Annotated in this window: 13 protein-coding genes; 3 read left to right on the top strand and 10 right to left on the bottom strand. The window is 54.1% G+C overall.

The genetic code is table 11. The features are described from left to right. Window positions 1-48 precede the first annotated feature (48 nt). Window positions 49-732, top strand: a complete 684-nt coding sequence (locus tag H8K27_RS04800) for a DUF4124 domain-containing protein (RefSeq protein WP_186862083.1) — start codon at window positions 49-51, stop codon at window positions 730-732. Window positions 733-1,174: 442 nt separating this feature from the next. Here the strand turns inward: H8K27_RS04800 and murB are convergent, their stop codons facing one another. Further along, window positions 1,175-2,200 carry a UDP-N-acetylmuramate dehydrogenase gene (gene murB / locus H8K27_RS04795; RefSeq protein WP_186862082.1) on the bottom strand — a complete coding sequence of 342 codons (1,026 nt, stop codon included), beginning with the start codon at window positions 2,198-2,200 and terminating at the stop codon, window positions 1,175-1,177. A gap of 84 nt (window positions 2,201-2,284) precedes the next feature. Between murB and H8K27_RS04790 the strand changes: the two genes are divergently transcribed. Together H8K27_RS04790 and H8K27_RS04785 are read left to right on the top strand one after the other, a co-directional pair. Continuing rightward, window positions 2,285-2,776, top strand: coding sequence for a YajQ family cyclic di-GMP-binding protein (locus H8K27_RS04790; RefSeq protein ID WP_186862081.1), 492 nt, complete (start codon window positions 2,285-2,287; stop codon window positions 2,774-2,776). Between the two features lie 12 nt (window positions 2,777-2,788). After that, entirely contained in the window at window positions 2,789-3,439 is a 651-nt protein-coding gene (locus H8K27_RS04785) for a retropepsin-like aspartic protease family protein (RefSeq protein ID WP_186862080.1), read from the top strand. Between the two features lie 33 nt (window positions 3,440-3,472). On the opposite strand, the gene aroG is transcribed toward H8K27_RS04785, so the two are convergent. From aroG to tldD, 9 genes are all read right to left on the bottom strand, one after another. Further along, entirely contained in the window at window positions 3,473-4,540 is a 1,068-nt protein-coding gene (gene aroG / locus H8K27_RS04780; protein ID WP_186862079.1) for a 3-deoxy-7-phosphoheptulonate synthase AroG, read from the bottom strand. A gap of 358 nt (window positions 4,541-4,898) precedes the next feature. Further along, the gene (locus H8K27_RS04775; protein ID WP_186862078.1) at window positions 4,899-5,312 is read right to left on the bottom strand and encodes a tetratricopeptide repeat protein; all 414 of its coding nucleotides are present in this window, start codon (window positions 5,310-5,312) and stop codon (window positions 4,899-4,901) included. A 3-nt stretch (window positions 5,313-5,315) separates the two neighbouring features. Continuing rightward, window positions 5,316-9,617, bottom strand: a complete 4,302-nt coding sequence (locus tag H8K27_RS04770; protein WP_186862077.1) for a cellulose biosynthesis protein BcsC — start codon at window positions 9,615-9,617, stop codon at window positions 5,316-5,318. Window positions 9,618-9,758: 141 nt separating this feature from the next. After that, the gene (gene bcsA / locus H8K27_RS16700) at window positions 9,759-14,285 is read right to left on the bottom strand and encodes a UDP-forming cellulose synthase catalytic subunit (protein WP_186862076.1); all 4,527 of its coding nucleotides are present in this window, start codon (window positions 14,283-14,285) and stop codon (window positions 9,759-9,761) included. Beyond that, on the bottom strand, window positions 14,285-15,052 hold the full coding sequence (gene bcsQ / locus H8K27_RS04760; protein WP_186862075.1) for a cellulose biosynthesis protein BcsQ: 768 nt from the start codon (window positions 15,050-15,052) through the stop codon (window positions 14,285-14,287). The genes bcsA and bcsQ (H8K27_RS04760) overlap by 1 nt, the downstream gene beginning before the upstream one ends. Continuing rightward, window positions 15,049-15,621, bottom strand: a complete 573-nt coding sequence (bcsP, locus tag H8K27_RS04755; RefSeq protein ID WP_186862074.1) for a cellulose biosynthesis protein BcsP — start codon at window positions 15,619-15,621, stop codon at window positions 15,049-15,051. The genes bcsQ (H8K27_RS04760) and bcsP overlap by 4 nt, the downstream gene beginning before the upstream one ends. 17 nt (window positions 15,622-15,638) lie before the next feature. After that, window positions 15,639-16,130 carry a cellulose biosynthesis protein BcsD gene (gene bcsD / locus H8K27_RS04750; RefSeq protein ID WP_186862073.1) on the bottom strand — a complete coding sequence of 164 codons (492 nt, stop codon included), beginning with the start codon at window positions 16,128-16,130 and terminating at the stop codon, window positions 15,639-15,641. A 518-nt stretch (window positions 16,131-16,648) separates the two neighbouring features. Continuing rightward, a complete protein-coding gene (gene bcsQ / locus H8K27_RS04745; protein WP_186862072.1) occupies window positions 16,649-17,416 on the bottom strand; it encodes a cellulose biosynthesis protein BcsQ in 768 nt (255 codons plus the stop codon). A 33-nt stretch (window positions 17,417-17,449) separates the two neighbouring features. Further along, window positions 17,450-18,910, bottom strand: a complete 1,461-nt coding sequence (gene tldD, locus H8K27_RS04740) for a metalloprotease TldD (RefSeq protein ID WP_186862666.1) — start codon at window positions 18,908-18,910, stop codon at window positions 17,450-17,452. Window positions 18,911-18,990: the final 80 nt, after the last annotated feature.

The raw sequence follows: 18,990 nt of genomic DNA, 5'->3' as shown, positions 1-18,990 counted from the left end.
AACCATATGCCGCCACACAAACCACGCACCGTCAGAAATGAGGACCAGATGCCGAAAACACGCAGGATGACAACCCGCCGGCAACTGGCGTTGCTCGGCACTTTGGCGGTGCTGCTCTGGCCAGTCGCCACACCGGCGCAGACACTCTATCGCTGCGGCAATACCTATCAGGATCAGCCGTGCGGCAAAGGCCAACAAGAACGGGTGATCGGCGTCTTGCATGCACCACTGGAAAACCCTGCCGCCAATATCGATGTCGGTTGCCGTCAGCGGGGCGAAGAAGCGAAAAAGATTATCTGGATGCGTGAAGCCGGCGCCACGCAGGAGCGCCTGCTGGCAGACGGCGGCAGCGAAGAACGGCGCAAGCTGATCGGTGACATCTATGCGCAGCGCGGCAACTCAGCAGATGTGCGGGCAGCGGTTGAAAAAGACTGCATGGAAGAAAAAAACCGCAACCGCCCGCCGCAAAAATCCGGTACCGGCAACAATCCCGCTGCGAAACCGGAAACCACCGGCGATGCAGCCAGTGCCTCGGCCGCCGCCAGCGCCAATACCGGCAAAAGCGATGCGACCCGTACTCAGGGACTGTGCAAACAATTACGGGAAGTGTTGGGTCAGATGCAAAACGGCGAACGCAGCGGCGGTAATGCTGAGGAAATGGAGAGCATGAAAACGATGCGGCGCGATACCGAAAAAGAAATGAAAAACCTGGGCTGCAGCAACGCCCGCTGAACCGTCAGATACCTGCGGAGATAACCGAGACTCGGAACGGCAAACTGATTTTACGCACTCATGTTGCCAATTGTTTTTGCAAGTTGTTTTTGCAAGCCGCAGGTTCAGAACATCTGCGATGCCAATACGCCCGTCACCGCGCAAACCGGCGCATCCACAGTTTCAGATCCATGCAGCAACGATGCGCCCGATAATGGCGATTGCCTGAGATGGTCACCGGATCGGTACAGGTCGTTTCAGGGTTTGCGCAGCAAAAATATACTCCCCCCAGTATATTTTAAAACCCTTACTTTATTTTGACGTCAGCTCGCTTTTATGAAAAACAGGGTGGAGTATCTGACTTACTTACATCCTCACTTGCCTTGATCGCAGGGACGCATACTGGTTGCATGTATCCCTCTCCCGCAAATCGGCCGGCCCGACACATTCAGGTGATGCCGTATCAGAAAAAAACCGGTTCGATATCGAGCTGCACACCGAATTTCTGCAGCACATCGGCCTGCACCGCCTGCGCCAGCGTCCGCACCTCGGCGCCTGTGGCACCGCCGCGGTTCACCAGCACCAGCGCCTGCTTCTCATACACGCCGGCACGGCCCAGATTGCGCCCTTTCCAGCCGCACTGCTCGATCAGCCAGCCCGCCGCCAGTTTGAATTGTCCTGACGGCTGGGCATAGCTGACCAGCCCCGGATAGGCTTGCAGCAAAGCCGCACGCTGCGCGGCGCTGACCACCGGGTTTTTGAAAAAACTGCCTGCATTGCCGGTTTCTGCCGGATCGGGCAATTTGGACTGGCGTATCGCGATCACTATGGCACTGACTGCCTGCGGCGTCGGCACGATCCCCTGCTGCTGCAATCGGGCTGCCAGATCTGCATAATCCAGCTTTGGCTGCCATTGCCGGGGCAAGGCAAAACTCACATTCAGAATCAACATGCGGTCACGGTAAGCATGCTTGAACACGCTGTCGCGGTAGGCGAACTGACAGTCCGCCTTATCCAGCGTGACGATGTTGCCGGTCGCAAAATCAAAGGCTTGCAGAGAATGGAAGCAATCCTGCATTTCGGCACCGTAGGCGCCGATGTTCTGTATCGGCGCAGCGCCCACCGTGCCGGGAATCAGCGACAGGTTTTCCAGCCCGCCCCAGCCCTGCGCCAGCGTCCATTGCACAAACGCATGCCAGTTTTCGCCCGCAGCAGCCTGCACGTAAAAAAATTCCGCATCTTCCGCCAGCAGCTTGCGCCCTTTCAGGCAGACATGGATCACCAGCGCATCGAGCTGATCCGACAGCACCAGATTGCTGCCGCCCCCCAGAATCAGGCGTGGCAAGGCGCTGAGCGCGGCATCCTGCCGCAGTGTCTGTAATTGCGTGCTGTCAGTGAGTGTCAGCAGCCAGCGCGCCTGCGCTGCGATGCCGAAAGTATTGAGCTTCTGCAGCGAAGCATGGGCAGAGAGAGGGAGATTCGTTGTCATAAGCCGCAAATTATAACTGCCGCGCCCGGTGGCGGCTGTGCATTTGCTAAAATGGCGTATCTAATTTTTCTGCAAGGAAGTGCTATGCCCTCATTCGATACCGTCTCTGAAGCGAACATGGAAGAAGTAAAAAATGCCGTCGTTCAGTCTAACAAGGTCGTCACCAACCGCTTCGATCTCAAAGGCACCAGCGCCAAAGTCGAACTGAAAGACAAAGAGCGCGAAATCATTATCTATGGCGACTCGGAATTTCATCTGGAACAGATCATCATCGAGGTGACCCAGACTATGGGAAAACGGAAGGTCGATGTGCGTTTCCTCGATATGGGTAAGGTCGAGAAAATCGGCGGCGACAAAGTCAAACAAGTCATCAAAGTCAAAAACGGAATCGAGACCGAAGATGCCAAGAAGATTGTCAAGGCGATCAAAGACAGCAAGATGAAGCTGCAGGCCAGCATTCAGGGTGATGCCGTTCGCGTGCAGGGCGCCAAACGCGACGATCTGCAGGCAGCGATGGCCTTGCTGCGCAAGGAGATCAAGGATCTGCCGCTGGAATTCAACAATTTCCGCGACTGACCCGGTACTGCCATGCGCCTGCTCTCCCGACTGACGTCCTGCCTGCTGTTACCGGTTTTTTTTGCTGGTGGCGACGCGGCTGCCACCGATGTCGGAGTGGTCGGCCTGTTTCCCGGTAAGGCGATTCTGGTGGTCGACGGAGCGCCCCCCAAAGCCTATGCTGTCGGCAGCATGATCAGCGAGGATACCAGGCTGGTCGATGCCGACCGCGATGGCGCGACCATCACCACCAATGGCAAACGCTACGTGCTGGCAATGGGGGAAAGCGCGCGTCGTTCAGCACCTGCCGGCAGCAACAGCAATGTGGTGCTGACGGCTGGCGAAGGCGGCCACTTCATCGCTCCGGCAATGATCAACGGCGTCAGCATCCGGATGATGGTCGATACCGGCGCCAGTCTGATCGCTCTGCCCGCCAGCGAAGCCATCCGCCTCGGCCTGAATTACAAATCTGGCCGGCCGGGTCGTGCCAGCACCGCCGGCGGGATAGTCAACACTTACCTCATCAAGCTCGATACGGTCAAAATCGGCGAGATTGAACTGCATCAGGTTGATGCCTCAGTGATTGAAAGCGGGCTCAATATCCCCCTGCTCGGTATGTCTTTCCTGAACCGCATGGAAATGCGCCGTTCAGGAGACCAGATGACGCTGACGAAACGTTTCTGAATCGCCAGCTTCTTTCTCTGGTTCAGCGCAGGCTCACGCCGCCTTGGACTGATGCACGCGACGCTCACGGACTGCGGCTGCCAGATTTTCCAGCACCTGCACGCTGGACTCCCAGTTGATGCAGCCGTCGGTAATCGACTGACCATACACCAGCTCTTTGCCCGGCACCAGATCCTGACGGCCAGCCACCAGATGCGATTCAATCATCACGCCAACAATCCGGGTATCACCTGCCGCAACCTGCTCGGCGATATTGGCGCAGACCGGAATCTGGTTGGCCGGATTTTTTGAACTGTTGGCATGCGAGGCGTCAATCATCAGGCGCGACGCCAGTCCTGCACTGGCAATGTCTTTACAGGCTGCATCGACGCTGGCCGCATCATAATTCGGCGTCTTGCCGCCCCGCAGGATGATATGGCAATCCTCGTTGCCATTAGTTGAAACAATCGCGGAATGGCCGCCTTTGGTCACCGACAGGAAATGATGCGGCTGGGATGATGCCTTGATCGCATCCACCGCAATTTTGACATTGCCGTCAGTACCGTTTTTAAATCCCACCGGGCAGGACAGGCCGGAAGCGAGTTCGCGGTGCACCTGGGATTCGGTGGTGCGCGCGCCGATCGCTCCCCAGCTGATCAGGTCGGCAATATACTGTGGGCTGATCACATCCAGATACTCCGTACCGGCAGGCAGACCCAGTTCATTGATATTCAACAGCAATTCGCGGGCAATGCGCAGCCCATCATTGATGCGGAAGCTGTTGTCCATATACGGGTCATTGATCAGGCCTTTCCAGCCTACTGTGGTGCGCGGCTTTTCAAAATACACTCGCATCACGATCTCAAGTTCGCCGGCAAAACGCTGGCGTTCCGCCGCCAGACGGTGCGCATATTCCATGGCGGCTTTGGTGTCATGGATAGAGCATGGTCCGATGACCACCATCAGACGGTCGTCCTGTCCATGCAGAATGCGGTGCAGCGCGTGACGCGCATTGGCGGCGGTTTCTGAAGCTTTTTCGGAGCAGGCAAACTCACGGATCAGATGTGAGGGTGGAACCAGCTCTTTCATTTCGCGGATGCGTAAATCGTCGGTACGTTGCATGTTCTCTCCTGTGTGGTTCAGATGTAAATATCAGATGTAAATGTCAAGGACTCAATGTTTTTTGCGTATCCGGTGTCAGTACCCGGCATTTAAAAAAATTCCGGCTAAAAAAAAACCGCCACATCTGGCGGTTTTTTGAATTCTGGTTCAGCTCTTTTTCTTTGTGCGCTTACCTTCTTCCGACCGCCTGTGGCTTGGAATAGCTAAAATAAAAAAAGAAAAAGAAGTGCGTGAATTTCATAAAAATTGGGTATCTGCGCTGAATCGATATATTTTATTCAGAAAAAACGGATAAAGTACAAGGTTCATATTGCATCAAATTTCAGCACTTGGCAAGCCCTGCAGATCAAGATTTCCTTTATTTTTTCCATAAGGCGGGTGGTTCCGGCGGAATATCTGCCTGCGGATACACATTGATCACCGGTTGTGACGGCTCTTTGAGTTTGATTTGCGGCGCATAGCGGGCAACCCAATTGCGCATTTCGCTCAGATTGGCAGCGATATCATTCCGGTTGGGCGCCAGTTTCACGGCCCGTTCCAGCAGATTCAGCGCTTTTTCATTTTCTCCCTGCGCGGCATACGCAACGGCCTGATTATTCAGCGCAGAAGCATCAAACGGATTGATTCTGGCTGCCTCGGCAAATTTTTTGCTGGCGGCACTCGTCTCCCCCTCGGACATCAGCACCCTGCCTTCACTCTGCAGATCCGCTGCCCCGGCCGCGCCAGAGCCCAGCATGCACAGCGTCAGCAGAAAATAAGGACATATTTTCATGACTTAATTTCCCGAATAATAAGGTTTTGGCGTGACAGGCGGGAATGATACCTGCCCGCGTCTCGGCTCAAACGTGTAACGCAGGTAAACCATGCCGGAAGCATCGGTAAAGTCACCTGAATTATCCGCAGAAAATTTGCCGCCGATCGAAAAATTCGGCGTCAGCAGATATTCCAGCACGCCGCCAATCTTGTATTGCAAGCCGGTATGGCTTTGCCCCGGGTAACTGGTCGGGATATTGATGGACGGATTCGCAGCGGCAAACAATTCCAGTTCTGCCTGATCGCTGCTCTGCAGCGGATAATACGGCGTCGCATCTTCGCGGAAATGCTGCACGCCGACCGATGCGCCAACCTGATAAGACAGCTTGCCGTAACGTCCGGCCACTTCCAGCGGCAGGTTCACTGCGGCATAAGATTGCGGGCTGAAATAGCCGCCATGACCGTAGGTGAAATAACGCAGGTTCTTTTTGAAGAACATGGAATTGAGTCCCAGTCCGGTCGTGACAATCATGTCTTTGGTGCGGTAAGCACGCCAGTAAACACCGGCACCGGCATCAACCGAGGTATTGCGGACGACGTTTTTACCGGTCAGCCCGTACACGCCGAATCCACCATAGATGCCGCCCTCGTCGCCATCATAAGAGGCGTCCAGGCGCAATCCGTTTTTGGTGACGCCGCCCCAGCTGAGTCCATACAGCGTATCTTTAGCGCCGGCATACGACAGATAACTGTCGGTCACCGAACGGCGCGCCAGTTCGGCGCTGAAACTGATGCCGTCTGTCTGGGTACTCCAGCGCAGCCCGCCGACCACGTTCTGAATCGGGAAATTCATGGGGCTGGAACCAGCGTCGAGTTTGAAACCTGCCAGTTCGTAGCTCAGGTTCAAGGCCACACCTTTGGCAACCTGATCCAGCGCAGCCACATCGGACAGGCCGCGTTCACGGGCGACTTGCGGGAGCGTGGTTTTTGCGTATTTGGCGCGTTCGTTAAGGATGGTATTACGTCCGAATTGTCCTGCCACGCTGGTGTCATTCAACTGCAGGGTGCCGGCATCAATCATCACCGGAATCACTTTGAGCCCGAACTGGCCCATGCCGAGAGTCGTGATATGCGCTTCAATCGGGGTTTCGATATCTTTTAGCTGCGATAAACCGCTTTGCCCGCTGCGCGCTCTGGCGGTGGCGCCAATGGTGACTTCGGAGCGGTTCAGCGCATTCAGATCATCAATTTCTTTCATCAGCGCCGCCTCTTCCGGACTGATGACCGGATTTGCGACGACATTGCCTGCTGTCTTTTTACCAATGGCTGTCGTTGCTGCCAGACTGCGGGTATCTGTCGCCAGCGTCACGCTCCCCTTTGCAGCAGGAGCTGCTGCCACCGCACTCAGTACCGGCGCCACCGTGCCGGCGCTGTAAGCAGCCCCGCCACCGGAAGTCGTCAGTACAGGGCGACTGGCCGGAGCCTGTGCCGGGGGAGGATTGACGCTATTGGTGATGCTCGCCGGTAATGATGGCACTACCGGTGCTGCGGATGACGGTGCCGGGACAGCAGTCACGACAGTATTGGCCGACGCACCGGAAGGCGCCGGGCTGACTGCCGGCTTGCTGATGCTGCCGGGTAATACCGGCAGCACATGCTGCGGCCCCAGCTGCGGCACTTCTTTGAGGGCCGGGGCAGGAATGCTGCGACTGGCAGGATCTGCCTTGCGGGCAGCAAACGGATTCACGCTGAAATCATTGACTGCATTGACCGGAGCCGGTGTTACGAGGCGCAGGCCGCTGGCACCCGCGCCTGCCAGCGGCCGCTGCGCCTGTTCCAGCGCCAGCGCTTTTTTGAAATACCCCAGTGCGGTACTGTTATGTCCCTGAGCCCGCGCCACATTTCCTGCGAGCGCAATGAAGCGCGGATTATCCGGCTGGAGACGCATCAGTTTGTCGAGGTAAGTCTGCGCACCGGCAAAATCCTTGATCTGCATCGCTGCGAAAGTCAGTCCCTGCAAGACCTCCGGATTATCCGGGTCCGTTTCCAGCACTTTGTTATACAGTTCGCGGGCGGCATCGGTATCACCGGCCGATGCGTAAATGCGGGCCAGCGCCAGCAACAGCAGGTTATCTTCCGGCGTTTCGATCAGCATTGGCTGAATGTAGGTATAGGCACGGGCATAGTCACCCGCCTCGCGGAAACGCTCGCAATAGCGCATCGCCAGCGCTTTCTGCAACTGCTTGAAGGATTTGATTTCGTCTTCTTCCAGCTTTGGCATGGCGGCAACCCGGCGCATGACTGCTTCCAGCTCGGCTTCCTGATTCATTTGCATCAGGATGCTGGCGTATTGCAGCAACAGACTGGCAGACGGCTGCCTGGTGTTCTGCACAGCCTGCCGGATCATGTTGAAACCGCGCTCGGTATCACCCAGTTTGATGTACAGCGCGGCGACGGTGCCGACAAATTCAGGATCGCTGCCAGCCGCTGCTTCAATGCTGTCCAGAATCGATCTGACCTGATCGCTCTGTCCTCGCCGGTTCAGAATATCAATCCGGTCCAGCTGCACCCGTATCCATAACTGCTTTTGCAGCGCATACATCTCCGGTTTGCGCGCGTTGGCCGGTACTCGTTCCAGTGTTGCCAGCCCCTCCCACCAAAGTTGCTGCATCTGGCTTAGCAAGGCACTGACGTACAAGGCTTCCGAATCCGGTTTTTCCACATTCGTCAGCGCATCAAGCAAAGCCTGCGCCTGCCCTGCCATGTTCTGCTTCAGATACAGTCTGGCCAGCGCCATTCTGAGCCAGGCATCTTCCGGCTTGATGAAAATCGCATCTTCCAGGCTACGCTGCGCTCCGGCGATATCGCCCGCGGCTTCCTGGGTTTTCGCTTTGGTAGCCAGCGCTTCGGCTTTCATATTCGCCAGAATCGCCAGATGGCGTGGCAGCATATACGGCTCCAGCGCCTCCATGTCCGGCAAGCGCTTTTGCAGCACGTAGATACCGATCAGGCCGTCAATCGCACGCAAATTGGTCTTATCTGCATTAAAAACCTTTTTATAATTTTCCTCTGCGCCCGCCATGTCATTATCGGCCTGCAGCGCTTCTGCCAGCTGTAAAATACCGGACGGCTCCTTGTCGTTCAACGCGATGGCCTGGCGCAGCAAACCAATGCCTTTCGGGCTGTCTGCGTCTTCAAATGCCGTTCTGGCTTCTTCAATCAGAGCCCAGTAATGCGCGCCCTCGAAAGCCTGCTTCCAGTTGGCTTTGCCTTTTGCGGGAGAAAGATCCATTGCCTTTTGCAACAGCTTGCGGGCTTCGACAAATTCCTCCTGCCGCATTTTGACCAGCCCCATGCCGCCATAGCCGACCGGATCTTTAGGATGGGATTTGATCAGCGCCTGAAATTCCTTTTCTGCTGCCGGAACATCATTACCGTCCAGTGCTTTGAAACCTGCCGTCTGCCCCTTGATCAAAGGATTTTCCGGTCTTGGCTTGGCAACTGTCTTTCTTTCTTCCTTCACGTCCTGATTCACAGGACGGTTCAGACTGGTTAATTTATCCTGGATAGTTTTGTCATCCGGATGTTTTTCCAGATAACGCTGAAAATACCGGATGTTGGCGGGCTGCGCGCCCATCCAGCTCAATGCCTGACGCCAGCCGTCATTGGCTTGTTTCGCGACTTCCTGACGCGAACTCAGACGCTCCAGTGCAGCGATACCCTCTGTCCGGCTTGCTTCGCGATAGGTCAGCGCCAGCGCATAAGCCAGTGCATAACGTGGATTATCCGGATTCTCTTTAGTGAGTTTTTCCAGGCCGCGCTTACCTTCTGCGTAGCCGGTCTTGGTACCGACCAGAACCTGATAATATTCAAACGCAGCATCGCTCCTGAGATTAGCAGGATCGACCGCCAGCCGGTAAGTCTGCGCGGCAGCCTCCGGATCGCCCTGCTGCGCCAGCCGCCGGGCGTCATCCAGCGGTGAGGCAGCGCCGCCGGGGCCGCGCCGTATTGCTTCCTCGACCGGCCTCGTCTGCGCTCCGCTGGCACGCAATTCGCGCAGCTTCGCCAGATGGACTTTCGCCATTTCGGTATTTCCGCTGCGCGCTTCGTAGATTCCCAACGCAATCAGTGCATCAATATTCGCTGGCGCCACTTTCAGGACTTTGCTCCAGGCATCGGCAGCGTTATCACTGCGGCCGCGCTGCTCCCAGAAATGCGCCTGGTCGATCAGTTTCTGCTCCAGAGGGGAATTGGCAAAAGCGGCGCCGCTCTCCGCAAACATCGCAAAAAGCGCCAGCACAACCGCTTTTTTCTTTAACTCCATTGCTATATCCCCTGTTGAACTCTGTAACGATATCTGTTTTACATGAGCAGTCCATATTCCGCAAAAACAATATTGTTTTGACGTGTGCCAGCTGCTGCGCAGCAGCCGGCGTTATCTGAACAGCTGCACGGCTACTGGTATTTATTCATGCCCTTCGCCGATTTGCAGGCGCTGGGCTGCTTTCCGCTTCAGGAAGCGGAATAACAAGGTTGCAGCGATCAGCGACGCCAGCATCAGAAATATAATCAGAATCACCGGACGGCTCGACAGATTCCATTTGATCGCAGTCCACAATGGCAGGCTGCCGGAATAATAGGTGTCGCCAATCAGTGCATTCAATACCTTATCTCCCTTCACCAGCACCAGATCGCCCTGATATTTACTGCGGATATCCGGCTTGATCAGACCATCGGTAATATCCAGCAACGCAGACGGCGTGCCGGCAGTCAGCACCACCACATTGCGGCTCGACGACAAGGGGGATTCAAATTGCATCATCACACCAAATGCATTACCGGTTGCCGCCAGCATCTCGCCGGAACGCCGCTCCATATTATCGAGGTCTTTACCTTCCCAGCGCGCAAGAAAACGCAGGAAGCCGGTTGGCAGCTGCAGACGGTTTCCTTTTTCGTTCATGACAAAGGGCATGTATTTTTCCCATGTCTGCAACAGTGGCTGATTACCGGCACTGGCGATCACGATCAGATCTTTATCGCTGAATTTTCCGGTATCACCGCCACGGATCACATTCAGATTCAATGCCGGATAACCTGTTGACTCGCCCATACGTCCCATCAGGTTCAGATAAGTACTGATTTCCTGATTATTGGCACGGTCCGGCATCACAATCGCGGTTTCAGAAAGATCAGCGTATTTGGTGAAGGGAAAACCGGAATTTGCGGTATATGCCAGGTTCGGATAGGTCGCGTAATGCGGAATCTGCGAAAAATCGATCGTGGAGTCAGGATCAATGGCGGAACGCACATTATCCAGATACACATCCTTACAGGCACCCTGCTTCGGATAATCGTAAAAGAAGTGGAATTGCAACTGGTTCTCGGCACCGATCCTGAAGGCCGGAATCTGAATTTCTTCCTGGGCAAAACGATGTTTGTCCTTGAAAAACTGCAGAACGGATTCCTTGATTTTATTTTTCTCAGCATCCATCCCCGACAAAGACAGTGCACGCACAAAACCGTCGTTGACGGAGATATTCAGCGTGGACTTGTCAAGCGTCGGGCGCGGCGTGTAACGGTAACGTAAATCCAGCGGAACGCTGTCGTGCTGCCAGGTAAATAAATCCGGCGCCATACGCATATTGATGCGGATCAGGTCGGGAGTCAGACCCTTGACCTGCAGGCTATCCATACTGACCAGCTCGCCCAGTTTTACAGGGCGGGATGTCGGTATCCAGTTCGGTGCGTCATACGATTTGCGGGCAGCTGGTTCCTTGAAATCGCGAATCAGGGCACTTGGTCCGGCAAACACGGTTTGTCCGAGCGTCAGCGCGGTAACGGCGATTTTCAATTCTGCCTGATCGCGCCCCAGTACCAGCAATAATTTAGTTTTTGGATTTTGAGGATTGTTAATCACCGTCAGGGTAGGACCATTAATAACTGGCAGCGAAATGCCGGCAGGCGCTTCCTTGCTGGTGGCAAAAACAATCGCATGCGTTTTGGGCAATTGGTCCGCCACAGGGAAACGGGCGCCGCGATAAGACGCCAGATGACCAAACCAGGAAGCGACAACACCGGCATTGCGCAACACATCCAGCGACGGAGATTGCGGCAGGACGAATGGCAGCTCCAGCAGTCTGGAATCACGGCGATCAAAGAAAGGCGCTGGCAATAATGACAGATCGTTAGCCAGATCAATCTGATTCACGGTCAGTTCAAGATAAGTCGTATCGCTGATCCGGGACCACAGGCTGGAATGGAACGGGTCTTCACAATCGCGGGTGTAATGGCCGATAAACCGGAAACTGAGCTGGTTGAAATCAGCAAAAAAACGTGGATCAATCGTATCGTCCCTGACAATGCCTTTCGTATTTTCTTTGGGCAAAGACACGACGCTTGCCAGCTCGTTGTTCACCAGCACCTTGATATGGGACAGCTCAGGAATCAGCGATGGCGAGTAAGCGATACCGTAATGAAGTTTGGCGGCAGTAATGATTTCATCGCTGCGAACGGTAAAAGGAAAAGACCGCTCCCCCTCGACACCGCGCAACTCGACGCTGCCGATCTGCCCCATCTGCTTCAGGCTGACGTTATAGGTTTTTTGTCCGGACGGATTGCTGTTCGCCGCTGCATCTGACTGCGACGGACTGATCACTTCCTCCGTCGCAGCTTCGGCTTTAGTCCGCTTCGATTTCGCCTGCACACTGTCATGCCCGGCCAGACTCAGCGCGGCAATCATTGCCAGTCCAAGCGTTGATTTCGCGGCACGCTTCCAAGGTAATTTGGCGATTATTTTTTTCACGGTATCAGCTTTGTTAGTTGTATTCATATGCCCGGCGTTTTTCTTCAAGTACTGCATTATTCCTGATCCAAATCGTGCAAACCCCCGCATGCTGTGGTGTGCAATTTCCTTCAACCCATTCAACGGATGATCGATACTGCGATCCTCCGACCACTTCAGCCAGACATCGGCACGTCCGATCGTGCAATTGATCAGGCTCATCTGCTGTTCCATATTCAGCTCACCGAACTGCATGCTCAGCAGGCGTTCCTTGGAAAACACCACCTTTGCCGGAAACGGGCATTCGCCATTCGTCCCATACAAAGAGATCATCACATCGTCACCCTTTGCCGCGGTAACGCCTTCCGGCACTCTCAATGACATGCCGCCCATGGAAAAATCTTCCGTTTCACAGACAATCGAATGGCCATTCGGCAAACGCAAAATGGCGCTCAGAGTTGCACGGACCCGGTGTGAACGGCGGACTTGCTTGGATTCCGTTGCCACGGCCAGCGTGGCCCCTAAAATAACGAGGTTGTACACCGTCCACAGCAAATTCAGAATCACGGTGTCCATTTCATAGGTGTTCCACCAGAGCGCCCGGCCGATGCCGATCAGGAAACCCAGTATATTCAGTCCCAGCATGACCAGATAAGGTTTTGAAATCACCCAGTCAAAGTGTTCCTGCTCAACCAGACCACCCTTGGCCGTCACGTTGAATTTACCGAGCTTGGGATTAATCAGCGCCACCAGTGTCGGGCGGAAAATATACCAGGCCAGCGTTGCCTCATACACTTCAGCCCAGAAAGAGTGCCGGTGTGCGCCCTGGATACGGGAGTTGGTCAGATTGGCATGCAGCAGATGCGGCAAGGAATAAGCCGCAATCGTCAGCGCCGATGCCTTGATGATATGCACTTCAAAGAACAGATAGGAAATGGGCGCCAGCAAAAAAACCATGCGCGGCAAGCCATAAAAGAAATGCAGCATCGCATTGCTGTAACACAGTCTCTGGCCAAAAGTGAGCCCTTTTCCGAGCAAGGGATTATCCACCCTGAAAATCTGCGCCATTCCCCGTGCCCAGCGGATACGCTGCCCCACATGGGCGGACAAGCTTTCCGTTGCCAGCCCGGCAGCCTGTGGCAACGCCAGATAAGCCGTGTTATAGCCGCGGCGCTGCATTTTCAGCGCGGTATGCGCGTCCTCAGTCACGGTTTCAACAGCGATGCCGCCAATCTCTTCCAGGCAATGTCTGCGCAAAATAGCACAGGATCCGCAAAAGAAAGTCGCATTCCATAAATCATTGCCATCCTGAATCAAGCCATAAAACAGTTCACCCTCATTCGGAACATTACGGAAAGTCTGCAGGTTTCGCTCAAACGGATCTGGCGATAAAAAATGGTGCGGCGTCTGGACCATGGCCAGTTTGGGATCTACCAGAAACCAGCCCATGGTGTATTGCAGGAATGAGCGGGTCGGCATGTGATCGCAATCAAAAATAGCGACGAATTCCCCCGATGTTCTCTTGAGCGCAGCGTTAATATTCCCGGCCTTGGCATGATTATTATCCGGCCGGGTAAAACACTGAACACCCACTTTTGCAGCAAACTCGGCAAATTCAGGGCGGCGTCCATCGTCCAGAATAATCACATTGAGCTTATCTTTGGGCCAGTCAATGCCCAGGGCTGCCATCACGGTCGGCGCGACGACGCTCAGGTCTTCGTTGTAGCTGGGTATAAACAGATCCACCACCGGCCAGGTGGACGTGTCGGCAGGGAGAATCACCGGCTTGCGTTTGAGCGGCCAGGCTGTCTGCAGATACCCCAGCAGCAACACCAGCCATGCGTAAATCTCCGCACCAATCAGCACCAGTGCGAAAAACAGGTCCAGCAGATTCTCGGTATCGATGGTGTAATTAATGCGCCAGTAAATATAGCGGCTGGTGGCACTGACGGAAAACATCACCATGATCAGTGAAATCAGTGTTCCGGTATATCGCCGCAAATACAAGGCAGTTAAAAATACGGCCGTGGAAAAAAAAGCCTGCAACGGCAAATCCAGCGGGATACTGATGGCAAACCAGTAAAAAAAAGCGGCAACGACCAGCGCAATGATGCGTGACAATGGCAAATTCCATCCAGACCATTTCACCAGCTGGCGACCAACCTCGTTGAGCCGGCCATATAAGTATCTGGAATTAAGTATGGAACGCATTAATCAATCAATCCGAAATTTTTCTGCAGCCACGTTGCAAGTTGCTGTATGTCATGCGTTGCCGAGCTGTGTTGAGCATAATAAGACACGGGAGCCTGGCAAGCCAGCGCTTCGCTGACAGCTTCATCCCGGTGTATGGCAGATGCGACAAACCGCTCTTTAAACGTCGCACGCAACATACCGTACACATCCCGGCATAATTGCTTAGAGGCATCCATTTGATTCAAGACGTAACAGCATCCCAGGAAATCGGTACGCTTTTTCGTGTAAAACTGCACCAGGGATTCAATCGCCGGCACGGTGGAATAAGACGCCGCATCAGGCCGCAACACGACCAGGCCGACATGCGCCACGCTCAACACCTGCTGTAAATAAATACTCGGTCCTGGCGGAGTATCAATCAGCACGATCTGCTCTTCCGGCAACGCCAGTTCCTGCAGACGGCTGCTGAGCCAGAGCAGATCATTCTTGATACGCTCTTCCAGGATACTGCGCTGTTCTTCGTCGATATTTCCATAAGGCAAAAAATCAACTCCATACTGACTGTGGCAAACCGCCCCGCGCCACCCGGTGCCGGCAAGATCATGATCAGACATCCCGGCAGGGTCTTCATAAGACATCCCGAAATGCAAGCGCAAAGCATTCTGCGGGTCCAGATCCAGCACCATCACCTTGCCGCCAAAGCGTACCAGTGATGCCGCTAAATTTGCCGTCACTGTTGTTTTTCCTACCCCGCCTTTCGGAGAAATAACAGCAACAATCCTCATGATTTAAAGATTTTTTTGAAGAATGAATTGACCGGTGAAGGCTCATCCCGCACAGGCTCCGGCTTGTTGGCCAGACGTTGAAACACCTCGCTGACGGAATGTTCTTTCGAATAGGCCGGTTCTGTCGATGTACTTTTACCGGCGCTATTGGTATGCGTGATTTCTGCTGTCTTGCTGAGTGCCTGAGCTATAAAAGACTGATTTTGACTGACTTCGCCACGACGTTGTGTGCCTGTGGCAGCGACTGCAACTTGTGGTTGGTCAGCACGAAGAATTTGATCTTCAGTTGTCTGCCGCTTCAGAAACACGGGTAATTCCCGGGTGTTTGCAACGGGAACAGGTGCGTTGCTCACCATCGCAACAGCAGGGTGCGCGGGATGTGATTCAGAAGCGCCGTTCAGGCTGGTATCTGCGTGAGAGAAGTGATCTGGCGTTGCATACACCCGCACATCGCGCAGCAAAGGCCAGCGTTGTCTGGCCTGCTCACTTTCGGTTTCACGGTTAATTTCCTGGTAGCCTGGCCCGGTATGTCCGAATTTCTGAAAAAGATTTTTTACATCATCATCCATGATTTTTCTCAACCGTTTCAGCGACGCGCAAAATAGTGGGATTCATCCTGCTGTTTTTTGAGTTCATATACAAACAGCTGACCGTCTTCCGCCGGTTCACCGCGCTGAGACAGGCGCAGCGACTGGTCCATGCCGAGTTGCTCAAAAATCTGCGCATAGATTCCTTCCAGCAATGCGGGGGACCAGGGCAATGCCTCTGCCCCAAAAGCAACTTTTAACGGAGAGGCATGATGTGCCACGATCAGGCTTTCGCGCTCTTCCATCATTTCTATCCATCCCCAGTTCATCTGAAACAAGATAGCGTTGATACCGTCTTCCAGCGCTTGCAGGCTGCTGCCATCCAGTGTCTGCCATTGCTTTGCCATGATCCGCCCGAGCTGATGCATCAGTGCCCGTAAATCCCGGGTCTCGCCTTTCGAAGCAAATTCTGCTGAAAAAGCAGCCAAAAATGCCTTCCATTGCGGCGGGCATTGCTGCGCTTCATAGTATTGCGCGTTATTTTTGAACATGCTGAAGACTTCCCTAAGTAACTGTACTGATATTTTGTCAGCGGGTATTTGTTACATAAACGGCTTGATTCGTTACAACTTTACCACTTGGGCTTATTTGCAGTCCAGCACTCAATCATAGACAAATGTCAACAATCTATACGCAAAATCAGGGATCGCAAGCGATCACCCCGTAGTGCACAGAACCGGAACAGTGAAGTTAATTAGCGAAACAAGCATTAATATTTCCACAAGGAAATTTTAACAATCTCACCTCTTTTTACTATTCACCTGAAATGCGGGTTTTATCATGGAAAATCCCCGTATCCGGCATGAACGGAGAAGAATGCAAGAAACAGACCATCAATGACTGAGGCTGACTTATGTGTCACTGCATGCAGCGACAGACCGAGCGCCCGAGAAATCCGGCAGATACAATTTTGCTACAAAACTTCTGGGTCTTTATTTTAATGGGTTGTGGATTCATTCAAACAGGTCACCCCAACAACACATAGCAGCTAAGCAGACCTTGAACCGCCTCAGCGTGACGGCGGAAGGCGGTGCGCAATCCAGTCGGCGATAGAGCGGATAGTCTGCGCAGCGGGATTTTCCGGGCGATACGAAAGTAACGGCCGTTCATGGGCCAGCGCTTCTTCCACTTCCGGATTTTCCTGGACCACATAAGGCACCATCCGCGCCCCGAGGCGATCAGCAATCAATGTCAGCACATCCTGCGCCAGCTGACGCTCTGCGGTCTGGTTAATGATATAGGCCGACCCGACTTGCCCGGACGGGCGGCTGCCGTAGGCAGCAATCAGCTCTTCCATTTCCGGCACGGTGGAATACGATGCGGCATCGGCCAGCAACACAACCAACAGGTAATCAGCAGCACGGATCGCCTGCTTCAGATAGACAGACGGCCCAGGTGGCGTATCCAGCAGCACCACCGTATTGTCCGGTAAGTTTGCGCTCAGTAATTTGTTATATAACCAGTCGTCCTGTCTTTCCAGGGCATTTTCAAACCGTAACCGCTGCGCTTCGCCGCCATGACCAAAAGGCACAAAATTCACCTGATAAGGGCTGGAATGCATGACACCCGCCAGCCTTGTCCGCGAACCGGTCAAGGCGCTGATTCCTTTACAATCATTCTGATCCAGCCCACCCAGATGCCATTGCATCGCATTTTGCGGATCGAGATCCACAATCAGCACGGGATAGCCGCGCTGGGCAATTCCCACCCCGAGATTGGCAGATAAGGTGGTTTTACCCACACCGCCTTTGGCGGAAACGACCGCGATTACAAACATGGGTAATTTTCCAGAATAAATTTTTTCATCAGATCAGGCAGTACCGCCCACTGTCAGGCTATCAATCCGCAAACTTGGTTGTCCGACGCCCACTGGCAGGCTCTGTCCTTCCTTGCCGCAGACACCGATACCGGCATCGAGTTGTAAATCGTTACCGATCATGGACACATGATTGAGCACCTCCGGGCCGTTGCCGATCAGTGTCGCACCTTTGACCGGATACGTCACTTTTCCGTTTTCAATCATGTATGCTTCACTGGCAGAAAAAACGAATTTCCCGTTCGTGATATCAACCTGCCCACCACCAAAATTCACTGCATACAAACCGTTCTTGACCGAAGCGAGAATTTCTTCCGGATCTTTGTCACCGGCCAGCATGTAAGTATTGGTCATGCGGGGCAACGGCAAATGCGCGAACGATTCGCGCCGGGCATTACCGGTTACCGCCATCTTCATCAGGCGGGCATTCATCGTATCCTGCATATAACCTTTCAGGATGCCGTCTTCAATCAGGGTATTGCACTGGGTCGGATTGCCCTCATCATCCATATTCAGCGAGCCACGGCGCTGCTTCATGGTGCCGTCATCCACCACCGTCACGCCTCTGGCGGCCACACGTTCACCGATACGACCGGAAAACGTGCTCGAACCTTTGCGGTTAAAGTCACCTTCCAGTCCGTGCCCGACCGCTTCGTGCAGTAAAACACCCGGCCAGCCCGGCCCCAGCACCACAGTCATCGGGCCTGCCGGCGCAGGACGAGCTTCGAGATTGACCAGCGCCGACTTCACGGCTTCTTCCGCATACTGCTCCAGCAATGCATCGGTGAAATAAGCATAATCGTAACGGCCGCCGCCACCGCTGGAACCCATTTCGCGCCGGCCATTCTGTTCAGCAATGACTGTCAGCGAGACCCGCACCAGAGGGCGGATATCAGCCGCAATCACACCGTCGCTGCGCGCGACCAGCACCACATCATATTCTCCTGCCAGTCCAGCCATCACCTGCACGATACGGGGATCTTTGGCCCGGGCGATTTTTTCTATGCGTTCCAGCAAGCGGACTTTCTGATTGGCGTCGAGTGAGTTCAAAGGATCATCCGGCAAATAGAGCTGATGTCCCTGAACATCGCGCATGGAGGATGCCACCTTGATTCTGCCTGCGCCCTGCGCAGCAATCGTTCTGGTAGCCATGGCGGCATCATTCAACGCTTTTTCAGAGATTTCGTCTGAGTAGGCAAATGCGGTTTTGTCCTTCGATACAGCACGCACCCCCACGCCCTGATCAATGGAAAAACTGCCGGTCTTGACGATGCCTTCCTCCAGGCTCCAGCCTTCGCTGCGGGTAAACTGAAAATACAAGTCTGCATAATCGACACGATGGGTCAGCATGGAGCCAAATACTTTCAACAACCGGTTCTCATCCAGACCAAACGGCGTCAATAAGATTTCTCTGGCGATGGCAAGATGATTCAGGGCGGGGTCAACGGGAAACATCATAAATTATTCACACAAAATGATTCAAGACTTGCATTGTAAAGCAACTTGGAAAACGCTGGCCGTCGATACGGAACACC

The organism is Cognatundibacterium griseum, from assembly GCF_014284195.1.
GTDB lineage: Bacteria > Pseudomonadota > Gammaproteobacteria > Burkholderiales > Burkholderiaceae_D > Undibacterium > Undibacterium griseum.
The sequence above is the reverse complement of the archived record's forward strand: the minus strand, read 5'-3'. Positions and strand labels throughout refer to the sequence as shown.

What these genes read in the sequence shown, in the direction of transcription:
- bcsD (WP_186862073.1), bottom strand. Translation starts at nt 16,130, where the DNA reads ATGTTCAAAAATAACGCGCAATACTATGAAGCGCAGCAATGCCCGCCG.
- tldD (WP_186862666.1), bottom strand. Translation starts at nt 18,910, where the DNA reads ATGTTTCCCGTTGACCCCGCCCTGAATCATCTTGCCATCGCCAGAGAA.
- H8K27_RS04770 (WP_186862077.1), bottom strand. Translation starts at nt 9,617, where the DNA reads ATGGAGTTAAAGAAAAAAGCGGTTGTGCTGGCGCTTTTTGCGATGTTT.
- H8K27_RS04800 (WP_186862083.1), top strand. Translation starts at nt 49, where the DNA reads ATGCCGAAAACACGCAGGATGACAACCCGCCGGCAACTGGCGTTGCTC.
- H8K27_RS04775 (WP_186862078.1), bottom strand. Translation starts at nt 5,312, where the DNA reads ATGAAAATATGTCCTTATTTTCTGCTGACGCTGTGCATGCTGGGCTCT.
- H8K27_RS04785 (WP_186862080.1), top strand. Translation starts at nt 2,789, where the DNA reads ATGCGCCTGCTCTCCCGACTGACGTCCTGCCTGCTGTTACCGGTTTTT.
- bcsA (WP_186862076.1), bottom strand. Translation starts at nt 14,285, where the DNA reads ATGCGTTCCATACTTAATTCCAGATACTTATATGGCCGGCTCAACGAG.
- aroG (WP_186862079.1), bottom strand. Translation starts at nt 4,540, where the DNA reads ATGCAACGTACCGACGATTTACGCATCCGCGAAATGAAAGAGCTGGTT.
- murB (WP_186862082.1), bottom strand. Translation starts at nt 2,200, where the DNA reads ATGACAACGAATCTCCCTCTCTCTGCCCATGCTTCGCTGCAGAAGCTC.
- bcsQ (WP_186862072.1), bottom strand. Translation starts at nt 17,416, where the DNA reads ATGTTTGTAATCGCGGTCGTTTCCGCCAAAGGCGGTGTGGGTAAAACC.
- H8K27_RS04790 (WP_186862081.1), top strand. Translation starts at nt 2,285, where the DNA reads ATGCCCTCATTCGATACCGTCTCTGAAGCGAACATGGAAGAAGTAAAA.
- bcsP (WP_186862074.1), bottom strand. Translation starts at nt 15,621, where the DNA reads ATGGATGATGATGTAAAAAATCTTTTTCAGAAATTCGGACATACCGGG.
- bcsQ (WP_186862075.1), bottom strand. Translation starts at nt 15,052, where the DNA reads ATGAGGATTGTTGCTGTTATTTCTCCGAAAGGCGGGGTAGGAAAAACA.